Source organism: Klebsiella sp. GL120222-02 (assembly GCF_003097195.1).
GTDB classification, from domain to species: domain Bacteria; phylum Pseudomonadota; class Gammaproteobacteria; order Enterobacterales; family Enterobacteriaceae; genus Klebsiella; species Klebsiella variicola.
In genome coordinates this window covers 180,523-194,310 of the sequence record NZ_QEQO01000004.1, presented here as the reverse complement: position 1 = coordinate 194,310, position 13,788 = coordinate 180,523, and the positions used below count along the sequence as shown (strand labels likewise).

11 protein-coding genes are annotated in these 13,788 nt (G+C 54.0%); 6 read left to right on the top strand and 5 right to left on the bottom strand.

The window, feature by feature from the left end:
- Positions 1–55 precede the first annotated feature (55 nt).
- The 5 genes from lon to bolA all read right to left on the bottom strand — a co-directional run bounded on the left by lon (position 56) and on the right by bolA (position 7,013).
- Positions 56–2,410, bottom strand: a complete 2,355-nt coding sequence (lon, locus tag N438_RS14815; protein ID WP_004151336.1) for an endopeptidase La — start codon at positions 2,408–2,410, stop codon at positions 56–58.
- Between the two features lie 183 nt (positions 2,411–2,593).
- On the bottom strand, positions 2,594–3,868 hold the full coding sequence (gene clpX, locus N438_RS14810) for an ATP-dependent protease ATP-binding subunit ClpX (RefSeq protein ID WP_008805402.1): 1,275 nt from the start codon (positions 3,866–3,868) through the stop codon (positions 2,594–2,596).
- A gap of 250 nt (positions 3,869–4,118) precedes the next feature.
- Positions 4,119–4,742, bottom strand: coding sequence for an ATP-dependent Clp endopeptidase proteolytic subunit ClpP (clpP, locus tag N438_RS14805; RefSeq protein WP_002891804.1), 624 nt, complete (start codon positions 4,740–4,742; stop codon positions 4,119–4,121).
- A 309-nt stretch (positions 4,743–5,051) separates the two neighbouring features.
- Positions 5,052–6,350 (bottom strand): trigger factor, encoded by a 1,299-nt coding sequence (gene tig / locus N438_RS14800; RefSeq protein WP_008805401.1) that lies wholly within the window; start codon positions 6,348–6,350, stop codon positions 5,052–5,054.
- Between the two features lie 345 nt (positions 6,351–6,695).
- Complete coding sequence (gene bolA, locus N438_RS14785) at positions 6,696–7,013, bottom strand: transcriptional regulator BolA (RefSeq protein WP_002891649.1); 318 nt, start codon at positions 7,011–7,013, stop codon at positions 6,696–6,698.
- Positions 7,014–7,315: 302 nt separating this feature from the next.
- On the opposite strand from bolA, the gene N438_RS14780 reads away from it, so the two are divergent.
- The 6 genes from N438_RS14780 (at position 7,316) to N438_RS14755 (ending at position 13,778) form a co-directional block, all read left to right on the top strand.
- A complete protein-coding gene (locus tag N438_RS14780; protein WP_004204800.1) occupies positions 7,316–7,894 on the top strand; it encodes a lipoprotein in 579 nt (192 codons plus the stop codon).
- 43 nt (positions 7,895–7,937) lie between these two features.
- Positions 7,938–9,413 (top strand): muropeptide MFS transporter AmpG, encoded by a 1,476-nt coding sequence (gene ampG / locus N438_RS14775; RefSeq protein WP_116696354.1) that lies wholly within the window; start codon positions 7,938–7,940, stop codon positions 9,411–9,413.
- 479 nt (positions 9,414–9,892) lie between these two features.
- On the top strand, positions 9,893–10,837 hold the full coding sequence (gene cyoA / locus N438_RS14770; RefSeq protein ID WP_008805398.1) for a cytochrome o ubiquinol oxidase subunit II: 945 nt from the start codon (positions 9,893–9,895) through the stop codon (positions 10,835–10,837).
- A 19-nt stretch (positions 10,838–10,856) separates the two neighbouring features.
- Complete coding sequence (gene cyoB, locus N438_RS14765; protein ID WP_012542690.1) at positions 10,857–12,848, top strand: cytochrome o ubiquinol oxidase subunit I; 1,992 nt, start codon at positions 10,857–10,859, stop codon at positions 12,846–12,848.
- Positions 12,838–13,449: a cytochrome o ubiquinol oxidase subunit III gene (locus N438_RS14760; protein WP_002891635.1), complete on the top strand. Its 612-nt coding sequence runs from the start codon at positions 12,838–12,840 to the stop codon at positions 13,447–13,449. The genes cyoB and N438_RS14760 overlap by 11 nt, the downstream gene beginning before the upstream one ends.
- Positions 13,449–13,778, top strand: coding sequence for a cytochrome o ubiquinol oxidase subunit IV (locus N438_RS14755; protein WP_002891634.1), 330 nt, complete (start codon positions 13,449–13,451; stop codon positions 13,776–13,778). Before N438_RS14760 ends, N438_RS14755 begins: the two co-directional genes overlap by 1 nt.
- Positions 13,779–13,788 lie beyond the last annotated feature (10 nt).

Below are 13,788 nucleotides of genomic sequence, written 5' to 3'. Positions count from 1 at the left end.
AAGTCCGAAATGACTTACCAGCCCTATTTTTATTAGCGCAATTTGCGCAGAATCACTATTTCGCGGTCACAACCTGCATGCCGAACGGTTCGTTCTGCAGCGCAAGTGTCAGAACTTCCTCGATTCGTTTCACCGGATGGATATCCAAATCGGCGATAACGTTATCTGGAATTTCTTCAAGGTCGCGTTTGTTCTCATCAGGAATCAGAACAGTCTTAATGCCGCCGCGATGCGCCGCCAGCAGTTTTTCCTTCAGACCGCCGATCGGCAGCACCTGACCACGCAGAGTGATTTCACCGGTCATCGCCACATCAGCGCGTACCGGGTTACCGGTCAGGCAGGAGACCAGCGCCGTACACATGGCAATACCCGCGCTAGGACCATCCTTCGGCGTCGCCCCTTCCGGAACGTGGACGTGAATATCACGCTTCTCGTAGAAGTCGGCGTTAATGCCCAGTTTGTCCGCCCGCGAACGCACCACGGTCAGCGCAGCCTGAATCGATTCCTGCATGACCTCACCCAGCGAACCGGTGTAGGTCAGCTTGCCTTTGCCTGGTACGCAGGCGGTTTCGATGGTCAGCAGATCGCCCCCCACCTCCGTCCACGCCAGACCGGTCACCTGACCGACACGGTTCTCGCTATCGGCACGGCCATAGTCAAAGCGCTGTACGCCGAGATAATCATGCAGATTCTCACCGTTAATCTCGATGTGTTTCAGCGACTTATCCAGCAGCAGCTGTTTAACGGCTTTACGGCACAGCTTGGAGATTTCACGCTCCAGGCTACGAACCCCCGCTTCACGCGTGTAGTAACGAATAATGCCGATAATGGCGCTATCGTCGACGGTCAGCTCGCCTTTCTTCAGCGCGTTACGTTCGATCTGCTTCGGCAGCAGGTGACGCTTGGCGATGTTAAGCTTTTCATCTTCGGTGTAACCGGAGAGGCGAATCACTTCCATACGGTCCAGCAGCGGCGCCGGAATGTTCATGGAGTTAGACGTCGCCACGAACATCACATCGCTGAGATCGTAATCCACTTCCAGATAGTGGTCGTTAAAGGCCACGTTCTGTTCCGGATCCAGCACCTCAAGCAACGCAGAAGCCGGGTCGCCGCGCATGTCGGAAGACATTTTGTCGATCTCATCCAGCAGGAACAGCGGGTTTTTCACCCCCACTTTCGCCATTTTCTGGATCAGTTTGCCCGGCATCGAGCCAATATAGGTCCGACGATGACCGCGAATTTCCGCTTCATCGCGCACGCCACCTAACGCCATACGTACGTATTTACGTCCGGTCGCTTTGGCGATGGATTGACCTAACGAGGTTTTACCTACCCCCGGCGGTCCCACCAGACAGAGGATTGGCCCCTTGATTTTGTTCACCCGGCTCTGCACCGCGAGATATTCAAGGATGCGATCCTTCACGCGCTCCAGGCCATAGTGATCGGTATCGAGGATCTCCTGGGCCTGGCGCAGGTCTTTTTTGACCTTACTGCGCGCGTTCCACGGCACCTGCACCATCCAGTCGATGTAGCCACGCACGACGGTCGCTTCCGCAGACATCGGCGACATCATCTTCAGCTTCTGCAGTTCCGCTTCGGTTTTTTCTTTCGCCTCTTTCGGCATTTTCGCCGCGTCGATCTTACGCTTCAGCGCTTCGTTTTCGTCCGGGGCGTCGTCCATCTCGCCGAGTTCTTTCTGAATCGCTTTCATTTGCTCGTTCAGATAGTACTCGCGCTGGGATTTCTCCATCTGCTTTTTGACGCGGTTGCGAATGCGCTTCTCAACCTGCAGCAGATCGATTTCCGATTCCATCATCGCCATCAGATATTCCAGACGTTCGTTGACGTCGGACATCTCAAGCACAGACTGCTTGTCAGCCAGCTTCAGCGGCATGTGCGCCGCGATGGTATCCGCCAGGCGCGCCGGATCGTCGATGCTGTTCAGCGACGTCAGCACTTCCGGTGGGATCTTTTTGTTCAGCTTGATATAGCCTTCAAACTGGCTGATAGCGGTGCGAACCAGCACTTCCTGCTCGCGTTCGTCAATCGCCGGCGAGTCGAGATACTCCGCTTTCGCCGAGAAATGTTCGCCATTATCAGACAGCGCAGAAATACGTGCACGCTGCAGCCCTTCGACCAGCACCTTCACGGTGCCGTCCGGCAGCTTCAGCATCTGCAAAATAGACGCCACGGTTCCAACGGTGAAAAGATCGTTTACACCCGGCTCATCCGTCGACGCTTCTTTCTGCGCAACCAGCATGATTTTTTTATCATGGTCCATGGCCGCTTCGAGGCAACGAATAGATTTTTCCCGCCCTACGAACAGGGGTATGACCATGTGCGGATAAACCACCACATCGCGCAATGGCAATACGGGGATTTCAATGCGTTCAGAACGCTCAGGATTCATAGAGCTCTCTCTTAGTTTAAAGTCCGCCAGGTAGCCGACGACGCCATACTCCACTGCATCGTCGTTAATATGTAATCCAGTATATGGGGATGTATTCCACACATTCAACGGCGGGAATGCAGGAAAAATAAAAGGGGAGATAAAATCCCCCCTTTTTGTTAACTGCTTGAGTGAAATGGTTAATTATTCACCAGATGCCTGTTGGGCTTCCGGTTTGCCGTAGATCAGCAGCGGTTTGCTCTGACCCTCGATAACCGACTCATCAATGACCACTTTCTCGACATCATCCATCGAAGGCAGGTCATACATGGTATCCAGCAGCGCCGCTTCCACAATCGAGCGCAGACCGCGGGCGCCGGTTTTACGCGCCATCGCTTTCTTGGCGATGGCGTCCAGCGCTTCGTCGCGGAATTCAAGCTCTGCGCCCTCAAGGCTAAACAGCGCCTGATACTGCTTGGTCAGGGCATTTTTCGGCTCTTTCAGGATCTGGATCAGGGCTTCTTCGCTCAGCTCATTCAGGGTCGCCACCACCGGCAGACGGCCAATGAATTCCGGGATCAGACCAAACTTGATCAGATCTTCCGGCTCGACCTGGGCCAGCAGCTCGCCTTCGCTCGCTTTGTCGGACTTCGCTTTTACCGTCGCGCCAAAACCAATGCCGGAGCCGGTTTCAACACGGTGGGAAATCACTTTGTCCAGGCCGGCGAACGCGCCGCCGCAGATAAACAGGATCTTGGAGGTATCAACCTGCAGGAACTCTTGCTGCGGATGTTTACGCCCGCCCTGCGGTGGAACGGCGGCGACGGTGCCTTCGATAAGCTTCAGCAACGCCTGCTGTACGCCTTCGCCGGAGACGTCGCGGGTAATCGACGGGTTATCGGATTTACGCGAAATTTTGTCGATTTCGTCGATATAAACGATGCCGCGCTGCGCTTTCTGCACGTCGTAGTCGCACTTCTGCAGCAGTTTCTGAATGATATTTTCGACGTCCTCACCCACATAACCCGCTTCGGTCAGGGTGGTGGCGTCTGCCATGGTAAACGGCACATCCAGCAGGCGCGCCAGCGTTTCCGCCAACAGCGTTTTACCGGAACCGGTCGGCCCGATCAGCAGAATGTTACTTTTACCCAGCTCTACGCCATTGCTGGTATCGCCATTGCGCAGACGTTTGTAGTGGTTGTATACCGCGACCGCCAACACTTTCTTCGCCTGTTCCTGACCGATGACATAGTCATCAAGGTGGTGGCGAATCTCGTGCGGCGTCGGCAATGCGCTGCGCTCGCGGTGCGGCGCAACTTCTTTAATCTCTTCGCGAATGATGTCGTTACATAAATCAACGCATTCGTCGCAGATATACACGGATGGCCCGGCGATCAGCTTACGCACTTCATGCTGGCTTTTGCCGCAAAAAGAGCAATACAACAATTTGCCCGATCCATCTTTGCGTTTATCTGTCATGAGTCCAAACCTCTTTTTAAGTTCTTTGTGCCGCACACGACGACGCAAATGCCATTCTCAGGCGCAAGCCGCCATATAGCGTTGTGCCGCCCTTCATTAGTATATACACAAAATCCTTCGCGCTACATCGAGGCGGTGGCAAAGCCTCCGGCCGCAAGCCTGACCGGCAAGCGTCCGAAAAAATGCCAACCACCCGAAAAATCGCGGCGAGAAGGATGAAGCGTAAAGCGGCACCCTTGCGCCTCGGGCATCAATTACGATGGGTCAAAATAGAGTCGACCAGCCCGTACTCCACGGCTTCCGCAGCAGAGAGGAAGCGGTCACGCTCGGTGTCACGCTCAATCTGCTCAAGAGACTGGCCGGTATGATGCGCCATCAGCTCATTCATGCGTCCTTTCACCTTCAGGATTTCACGGGCGTGGATCTCAATATCCGTCGCCTGTCCCTGATAGCCGCCCAGCGGCTGGTGGATCATCACGCGGGAGTTCGGCAGGCAGAAGCGCTTGCCTTTCGCCCCGGCGGTCAGCAGAAACGCGCCCATAGAAGCGGCCTGCCCCATACAAATGGTGCTGACATCCGGCTTGATGAACTGCATGGTGTCATAAATCGACATCCCGGCGGTGATCACCCCGCCCGGAGAGTTAATGTACAGGTAAATGTCTTTTTCCGGGTTTTCCGCTTCCAGAAACAGCATCTGCGCCACGATCAGGTTTGCCATGTGGTCTTCGACCTGGCCGGTCAGAAAAATGACGCGTTCCTTAAGCAGACGGGAGTAGATATCAAAAGAACGTTCACCGCGTGAGGTCTGTTCAATGACCATCGGCACCAGGGCCATATGGGGTGCAAAGTTGTCTCGTTCGCCACTGTATGACATTTCCGTCTCCTGGAGTAATTTTAAAATACCTGCTGCACTGATTGTAACCTTACGGACGGATTATCAGCCACAGTTTCTATCCACTGAACGCATCACCGCCTCTTCAACACGCGTGCGATAGCGGATGCAGTTGCCTCCCCCGGTAATGGGGATGGTGTTGCCATATTTCAAGCATAACAAGCTTTTGCTGTAACGCTATCATGGTAAATGCGTTTTAGCACCGTGCCTGAGGCTATCATTATCTTAAAAAAAAACCCGCCGCCTTTCGGCAACGGGTTTTTGCTCGAACCTTAAACAATCGCGGCGAAATTACGCCTGCTGGTTCATCAGTTCGTTGAAGGAAGTGGCTTTTTCAGACACTTTGGCTTTCGCCAGCACAGCTTCAACAGCCTGCTCTTCCAGCGCCACGTTGCGCATGTTGTCCATCAGCTCTTTGTTCTTGCTGTAGAACTCAACCACTTCTGACGGATCTTCGTACGCAGAAGCCATCTCTTCGATCAGGCCTTTCACGCGCTCTTCGTCAGCTTTCAGCTCATTGGTGCGAATCACTTCGCCCAGCAGCAGACCGACAACAACGCGGCGTTTAGCCTGCTCTTCGAACAGCTCACGCGGCAGTTCCAGAGCCTGTTTCTCGTTGCCACCGAAACGCTGAGCAGCCTGACGACGCAGCACGTCGATTTCGCTGTCAATCAGGGCAGCCGGAACGTCGATCTCGTTGGCTTTAACCAGACCTTCGATAGCCTGAGACTTCACGCGGTTACGCACAGCGCCTTTCAGCTCGCGCTCCATGTTTTTACGCACTTCAGCGCGCAGGCCAGCGACGGAACCATCTTCCACGCCGAAACGTTTGATGAATTCTTCAGTCAGCTCCGGCAGTTCACGCTCTTCAACTTTTTTCAGGTTGATAACGAACTTAGCCGCTTTACCTTTCAGGTTTTCTGCGTGGTATTCTTCCGGGAAGGTCACGTCGATGGTGAACTCTTCGCCCGCTTTGTGGCCTTTGATACCATCTTCGAAGCCCGGGATCATGCGACCCTGGCCCATCGCCAGTACGAAGTCAGAGGCTTTGCCGCCTTCGAACTCTTCGCCGTCTACGGAACCGGTGAAGTCGATAGTGACGCGATCTTCAGCGTCAACGGCGCCGTCTTTGTCTTTCCAGGTCGCCTGCTGTTTGCGCAGGGTTTCCAGCATGGTGTCAACGTCAGCGTCGGTCACTTCAACAACCGGTTTTTCAACTTCGATTGCGTCCAGACCCTGCAGTTCAACTTCCGGATACACTTCGAACTCTACCGCGTAGGTGAAGTCTTCGCCCAGTTTGTATTCGCCCGGAACGTAGTTCGGCGCACCGGCCGGATTGATTTTCTCTTTGATGATCGCGTCAACGAAATGACGGCTCATCAGGTCGCCCAGCACGTCCTGGCGAACGGATGCGCCATAACGCTGAGCAACAACATTCATCGGCACTTTGCCTTTACGGAAGCCGTCAATGCGAACTTTTTTCGCTACGTTGACCAGCTCGCTTTTGACAGCATTCTCGATGCTGTCAGCGGCGATAGTAATCGTTACACGGCGCCCAAGGCCCTGAGTGGTTTCAACTGAAACTTGCATCTTGTTACCTCAAAAAAATCACAGTGCTCGGTCAACTCTGGAAGCGCGTGTAGGTGGCTTCGCAGAACCGGGATGCCCTCTTCAAATCAGAAACACATTCCCTGTCGTCAGAATCATCCCGAAGACATTCATATATAAGACGCGGCATTATAGCGGCATCACTTTTGTGAGTCGAGAACGGTTGTCGCCCACTGCTGCGGCATTTTTCACATTTCCCGCTCAAATTTGTCCGCAAAAGCGCTCACTTTGCGCATTTTCCAGGCAAAACAAAACGGCCCGTAGGCCGTTTTTGCTAAATCTGCAAGCAACATACTGGAAAAGCGCCAGCGGTTGCAAATGGGATTTCTAGGCGATACTCCCCGCACCGCGGCAAGGCGGCGAGGCGAAAACCGTATCCTGTAATGCTTCCCACTCTTTTATCGTGTAGGTGTGCAGCGCCAGGGCATGCACCGTATTCGACAGCTCCTCGGTTAGCGTGCCGTAGATCATACGGTGGCGATTGAGGAAACGCTCGCCAGTGAAGCGATCGCTCACTAACACCACTTTAAAATGACTTTCAGAGCCCGCTGGGACGTTGTGACGATAACTTTCATCCACGACTTCGAGATACATCGGGTCGAACGCTGCTCTAAGTTTTGCTTCGATCTGTTCACGTATCATCATGAATTTTCTCCTCCGACAACGCTGAGATGCCGCCACTCCATTTAAATGTTAGCCGCTTTTACCGCTTCCATTAGGAGAAAACAACAAAAAATTAGCATTGTTCTGATATTTTCATTCAAAAGTATCACGTTTACTGGCTCTGGTCGCCAGATCCGCCGGGGAAAGAGCGATTAACCGTGGCGGGACGCTCAGAAAACCGCCAGGGCGATGGATTTACACGCGTTGCCACTTCCCCTTGCCGTTGGCAATGCTATGATGGCGGTAATTTTCCTTATAACAACACCATGCGTTGAGACCTGAACATGCTTAAGAAGATCCTTTTCCCGTTGGTCGCCATGTTTATGCTGGCAGGATGCGCCACGCCGCCGACCACCATTGAAGTATCGCCGAAAATCACGCTGCCGCAGCAGGATCCGAGCCTGATGGGCGTGACCGTCAGCATCAACGGCGCCGATCAGCGTCCGGACCAGGCGCTGGCGAAAGTCACGCGCGACAATCAGCAGGTCACCCTCACCGCCTCGCGCGATCTGCGCTTCCTGCTGCAGGAAGTGCTGGAGAAACAGATGACCGCTCGCGGCTACATGATTGGCCCGAACGGTGCGGTCGATCTGCAGATTATTGTCAATAAACTCTACGCTGACGTCTCCCAGGGCAACGTGCGCTACAACATCGCCACGAAAGCCGATATCGCCATCATCGCCACCGCGGCAAACGGCACGAAGATGACCAAAAACTACCGCGCCAGCTATTCCGTTGAAGGCGCCTTCCAGGCCTCGAACAAGAACATCGCTGATGCCGTCAACAGCGTCCTGACCGATACCATCGCCGATATGGCGCAGGACACCAGCATCCACGATTTCATCAAGCAAAACGCGCGTTAATGCCACCACGAACCCGGCCGCGGCCGGGTTCGTGCTTTATGCTATGTCCAGTCACTACTTACGCATTTTTCAACAGCCGAAATCAGCGATTTTGCTGATCCTTGGTTTCGCCTCAGGCCTGCCGCTGGCTCTCACCTCCGGTACCCTGCAGGCCTGGATGACAGTGGAAAATATCGATCTGAAAACGATCGGTTTTTTCTCACTCGTCGGCCAGGCCTATGTCTTTAAATTTCTCTGGTCCCCGCTAATGGACCGCTATACGCCGCCGTTTCTTGGGCGTCGTCGCGGTTGGCTGCTGACTACCCAGGTCCTGCTCCTGCTGGCTATCGCGGCGATGGGCTTTCTTGAGCCTGTCTCCCAGCTCCGCTGGATGGCGGCGCTGGCGGTGGTGATCGCCTTCTGCTCGGCGTCACAGGATATTGTGTTCGACGCCTGGAAAACCGACGTTCTGCCAGCGGAAGAGCGCGGCGCTGGCGCCGCGATCAGCGTGCTGGGTTATCGCCTCGGGATGCTGGTATCCGGGGGGCTGGCACTGTGGCTTGCCGACCGCTATCTCGGCTGGCAGGGGATGTACTGGCTGATGGCGGCGCTGCTGGTGCCGTGCATCATCGCCACACTGCTGGCGCCCGAGCCGAGCGACGTTATCCCGGTTCCCAGATCGCTGGAGCAGGCGGTCGCCGAACCGCTGCGCGATTTTTTCGGTCGCAATAACGCCTGGCTGATTCTGCTGCTCATCGTCCTTTATAAGCTGGGCGATGCGTTTGCCATGAGCCTGACCACCACCTTCCTCATCCGCGGCGTCGGTTTTGACGCCGGCGAAGTGGGGATGGTGAACAAAACCTTAGGCCTGTTTGCCACCATTCTCGGCGCCCTGTACGGCGGGGTCCTGATGCAGCGGCTGACGCTGTTTCGGGCGCTGCTGATCTTCGGTGTGCTGCAGGGGGTCTCCAACGCTGGCTACTGGCTGCTGTCGATTACCGATAAGCACCTCTATTCCATGGCAACCGCCGTGTTCTTTGAAAACCTGTGCGGGGGAATGGGGACGGCGGCGTTTGTCGCGCTGCTGATGACGCTGTGCAATAAATCCTTTTCCGCTACCCAGTTCGCGCTGCTCTCTGCGCTGTCCGCGGTCGGCCGCGTGTACGTTGGGCCGATCGCCGGCTGGTTTGTCGAGGCCCACGGCTGGTCGACGTTCTATCTCTTCTCGGTCGTTGCGGCGGTACCGGGGATCGCGCTGCTGCAACTGTGCCGGCAAACGCTTGAGCATACCCAACGCACAGCAAGCTTTATGCCGCGAAGCGAATACCCGCAAGCCTATGCGTTGGCGTTAAGGATCCTGGCGCTGGGCTGCCTGCTGCTGGCGGTATGGCTGGTACTGCTGATCATGAACGCCCTGGATTACACCGCCTTCTCTTTCCTGTCCGGTCTGCTGGAGGTTGCGGCGCTGACTGCGGTGGGCGGTATTTTGTTCGGCGGTCTGCTCGACTACCTGGCGCTGCGTAAAACTCGCCTGATTTAAGGAAGCTGCATCATTATTAGCCGTTGTAATTACGAAACGTAATTATAACGGCTTATTAACGCTTTTATATTGCCCGCCGCGCTATTTGTTGTTTTGTGCGTTTTTGATTTCTGGAAATTATTGACAGTTTTCATTCGATTCTTTAAATAATTTAACCGATTCAGCTACGGCGATTTTATTTTAGGTTTTCACAATGTCTTTTATTTGATAATTAAATGTTAAACAATTGTTCTAATTTTTGGGTGGTTATGCCCATTCGCCGCTAAGCACTCCTTTTCTTATCCCTTTCGTTATCAATCCCACGAAAATCAGGCTTTGCAAGCGATTACGTAACACTACGTAACATATGTGACAAACCAAGCAGAAGCCGCTAACACAGAACTGACAGAGATCCAATCATGTTTACAGTAATGCAACCTTACCGTAAAATGCCCGTACACTTTAAACGCCACCAGATCCCGTGGAATTGAGGTCGTTCAATGAGACTCAGGAAATACAATAAAAGTTTGGGATGGATGTCATTAATCGCAAGTACTGTATTACTCAGTGGTTGTGATTCTGCACTCCTTGACCCAAAAGGACAGATTGGACTGGAGCAACGCTCTTTGATTCTGACGGCCTTCGGCCTGATGATGATTGTCGTTATTCCCGCCGTCTTGATGGCAGTAGGATTTGCCTGGAAGTATCGCGCGAGCAATAAAGATGCGAAGTATAGCCCGAACTGGTCACACTCCAACAAAGTGGAAGCTGTGGTCTGGACGGTACCTATTCTGATCATCCTGTTCCTGGCCGTTCTGACCTGGAAAACCACTCACGCACTGGAGCCAAGCAAACCGCTTGCCCACGACGAGAAACCAATCACCATCGAAGTCGTTTCGATGGACTGGAAATGGTTCTTTATCTATCCGGAACAGGGTATTGCTACCGTTAACGAAATCGCCTTCCCGGCGAACGTACCGGTACACTTCAAAGTGACCTCTAACTCGGTGATGAACTCGTTCTTCATTCCGCGCTTAGGTAGCCAGATTTACGCAATGGCCGGGATGCAGACTCAACTGCACCTCATTGCTGACGAAGCTGGTACTTATGACGGTATCTCCGCTAGCTACAGTGGCCCGGGCTTCTCAGGTATGAAGTTCAAAGCGATTGCTACTCCGGATCGTGCAACCTTCGATCAGTGGGTTGAAAAAGCCAAACAGTCGCCGAACTCCATGGACTCCATGGCCGCGTTCGATAAAGTGGCTGTGCCTAGCGAATACAACAAAGTGGAATACTTCTCTAACGTGAAGCCGGATCTGTTCAAAGATGTTGTGAACAAATTCATGTCTCACGAGAGCATGAACATGTCCAAACCTGAAGGCGAGCACGCTGCTCACGACGGGATGGAAGGCATGGACATGAGCCACGCGGAAACCGCTCACTAAGGGGCCGAGGAAGAAAACGATGTTCGGAAAACTTACACTGGATGCAGTGCCCTACCACGAACCCATTATCGTGGTTACGGTGGCTGCGATTATCATTGGGGGACTGGCGCTTCTGGCTGCCATCACTTACTTCGGTAAGTGGTCCTACCTGTGGAACGAGTGGCTGACTTCTGTCGACCACAAACGTCTTGGTATCATGTACGTTATCGTGGCAATCGTCATGCTGCTGCGTGGCTTTGCTGATGCCGTTATGATGCGTAGCCAGCAGGTGCTGGCCTCGGCCGGGGAAGCAGGCTTCCTGCCACCTCATCACTACGATCAGATCTTTACCGCCCACGGCGTTATCATGATCTTCTTCGTGGCGATGCCGTTCGTTATCGGTCTGATGAACCTGGTGGTTCCGCTTCAGCTCGGCGCGCGCGACGTGGCCTTCCCGTTCCTCAACAACCTGAGCTTCTGGTTCACCGTTGTGGGCGTGATTCTGGTTAACCTGTCTCTGGGCGTCGGTGAGTTCGCACAGACCGGTTGGCTGGCCTATCCGCCGCTGTCGGGAATTGAATACAGTCCTGGCGTAGGGGTCGATTACTGGATTTGGGCGCTGCAGCTCTCCGGTATCGGTACTACCCTGACCGGTATTAACTTCTTCGTGACCATTATCAAGATGCGCGCCCCGGGCATGACCATGTTCAAGATGCCGGTATTCTCCTGGGCATCTCTGTGCGCCAACATCCTGATTATCGCCTCCTTCCCAATTCTGACCGTCACCATCGCGCTGCTGACCCTGGATCGTTACCTGGGCACCCATTTCTTTACCAACGATATGGGTGGCAACATGATGATGTACATCAACCTGATTTGGGCCTGGGGTCACCCGGAAGTGTACATCCTGGTTCTGCCGGTGTTCGGGGTCTTCTCCGAAATCGCCGCGACCTTCTCGCGTAAGCGTCTGTTCGGTTACACCTCTCTGGTGTGGGCAACCGTCTGTATTACCGTTCTGTCGTTCATCGTTTGGCTGCACCACTTCTTCACCATGGGTGCTGGCGCGAACGTAAACGCCTTCTTCGGTATTACTACCATGATTATCGCGATCCCGACCGGGGTTAAGATCTTCAACTGGCTGTTCACCATGTATCAGGGTCGCATCGTCTTCAACTCAGCGATGATGTGGACTATCGGCTTTATCGTGACCTTCTCCGTCGGTGGGATGACTGGCGTGCTGCTGGCGGTACCGGGCGCGGACTTCGTTCTGCATAACAGCCTGTTCCTGATCGCGCACTTCCATAACGTTATCATCGGCGGCGTAGTATTCGGTTGCTTCGCAGGTCTGACCTACTGGTGGCCGAAAGCCTTTGGCTTCACCCTGAACGAAACCTGGGGCAAACGCGCTTTCTGGTTCTGGATCATCGGCTTCTTCGTGGCGTTTATGCCGCTGTACGTGCTGGGCTTCATGGGTATGACCCGTCGTCTGAGCCAGCAGATCGATCCGCAGTTCCACCCGATGCTGGTTGTTGCAGCTTGCGGTGCAGCGCTGATCGCCTGCGGTATCCTGTGCCAGCTGATTCAGTTCTACGTGTCTATTCGCGACCGCGATCAGAACCGTGACCTGACCGGTGACCCATGGGGTGGTCGTACGCTGGAGTGGGCAACCTCTTCTCCACCGCCGTTCTATAACTTCGCTATCGTTCCTCAGGTTCACGAGCGTGATGCCTTCTGGGAAATGAAAGAGAAAGGTGAAGCGTACAAACAGCCTGCTCACTATGAAGAAATTCATATGCCGAAAAACAGCGGCGCCGGCATCGTCATTGCCGCCTTCGCTACGGTATTTGGTTTCGCCATGATCTGGCATATCTGGTGGATGGCGATTGCCAGCTTCATCGGCATCGTAGCGACCTGGATTATTAAGAGCTTTGACGAGGACGTGGATTACTACGTACCGGTTGCAGAAGTCGAAAAACTGGAAAAACAGCATTTCGATGAGATTAACAAAGCAGGGCTGAAAAATGGCAACTGATACTCTTGCGCATACTGCCCACGCGCATGAACACGGGCACCATGATACAGGACCGATGAAGGTATTCGGTTTCTGGATCTACCTGATGAGCGACTGCATCATCTTCGCTACGCTGTTTGCTACCTATGCCGTTCTGGTGAACGGCACAGCCGGCGGACCGACGGGCAAAGATATTTTCGAACTGCCGTTCGTTCTGGTTGAAACCGCACTGCTGCTGTTCAGCTCCATCACCTACGGCATGGCGGCTATCGCCATGTACAAAAACAACAAGAGCCAGGTGGTTTCCTGGCTGGCGTTGACCTGGTTGTTTGGCGCTGGCTTTATCGGGATGGAAATCTATGAATTCCATCACCTGATCATGGAAGGCTTCGGTCCGGATCGTAGCGGTTTCCTGTCGGCGTTCTTCGCGCTGGTCGGCACCCACGGTCTGCACGTGACCTCTGGCCTTATCTGGATGGCGGTGCTGATGTTCCAGGTTTCACGTCGTGGCCTGACTAGCACTAACCGCACGCGTATCCTGTGCCTGAGCCTGTTCTGGCACTTCCTGGACGTCGTATGGATCTGCGTGTTCTCGGTTGTCTATCTGATGGGGGCGATGTAATGAGTCATTCTACCGATCATAGCGGCGCTTCTCACGGCAGCGTGAAGAGCTACATGACAGGATTTATCCTGTCCATCATCCTGACGGTCATTCCGTTCGCCATGGTGATGAGTGGCTCCGCCTCGCATGCGGTTATCCTTGGCACCATTCTGGTGACCGCTGTGGTGCAGATCGTGGTACACCTCGTGTACTTCCTGCATATGAACAGCAAGTCCGATGAAGGCTGGAACCTGACCGCATTTATCTTCACCGTAATCATCATTGCGATCGTGGTTGTCGGCTCCATCTGGATTATGTGGAACCTGAACTACAACATGATGATGCACTAAGAGCGGCGAG

What these genes read in the sequence shown, in the direction of transcription:
- bolA (WP_002891649.1), bottom strand. Translation starts at nt 7,013, where the DNA reads ATGATGATACGTGAACAGATCGAAGCAAAACTTAGAGCAGCGTTCGAC.
- lon (WP_004151336.1), bottom strand. Translation starts at nt 2,410, where the DNA reads ATGAATCCTGAGCGTTCTGAACGCATTGAAATCCCCGTATTGCCATTG.
- clpX (WP_008805402.1), bottom strand. Translation starts at nt 3,868, where the DNA reads ATGACAGATAAACGCAAAGATGGATCGGGCAAATTGTTGTATTGCTCT.
- N438_RS14780 (WP_004204800.1), top strand. Translation starts at nt 7,316, where the DNA reads ATGCTTAAGAAGATCCTTTTCCCGTTGGTCGCCATGTTTATGCTGGCA.
- clpP (WP_002891804.1), bottom strand. Translation starts at nt 4,742, where the DNA reads ATGTCATACAGTGGCGAACGAGACAACTTTGCACCCCATATGGCCCTG.
- cyoA (WP_008805398.1), top strand. Translation starts at nt 9,893, where the DNA reads ATGAGACTCAGGAAATACAATAAAAGTTTGGGATGGATGTCATTAATC.
- N438_RS14755 (WP_002891634.1), top strand. Translation starts at nt 13,449, where the DNA reads ATGAGTCATTCTACCGATCATAGCGGCGCTTCTCACGGCAGCGTGAAG.
- cyoB (WP_012542690.1), top strand. Translation starts at nt 10,857, where the DNA reads ATGTTCGGAAAACTTACACTGGATGCAGTGCCCTACCACGAACCCATT.
- N438_RS14760 (WP_002891635.1), top strand. Translation starts at nt 12,838, where the DNA reads ATGGCAACTGATACTCTTGCGCATACTGCCCACGCGCATGAACACGGG.
- tig (WP_008805401.1), bottom strand. Translation starts at nt 6,350, where the DNA reads ATGCAAGTTTCAGTTGAAACCACTCAGGGCCTTGGGCGCCGTGTAACG.
- ampG (WP_116696354.1), top strand. Translation starts at nt 7,938, where the DNA reads ATGTCCAGTCACTACTTACGCATTTTTCAACAGCCGAAATCAGCGATT.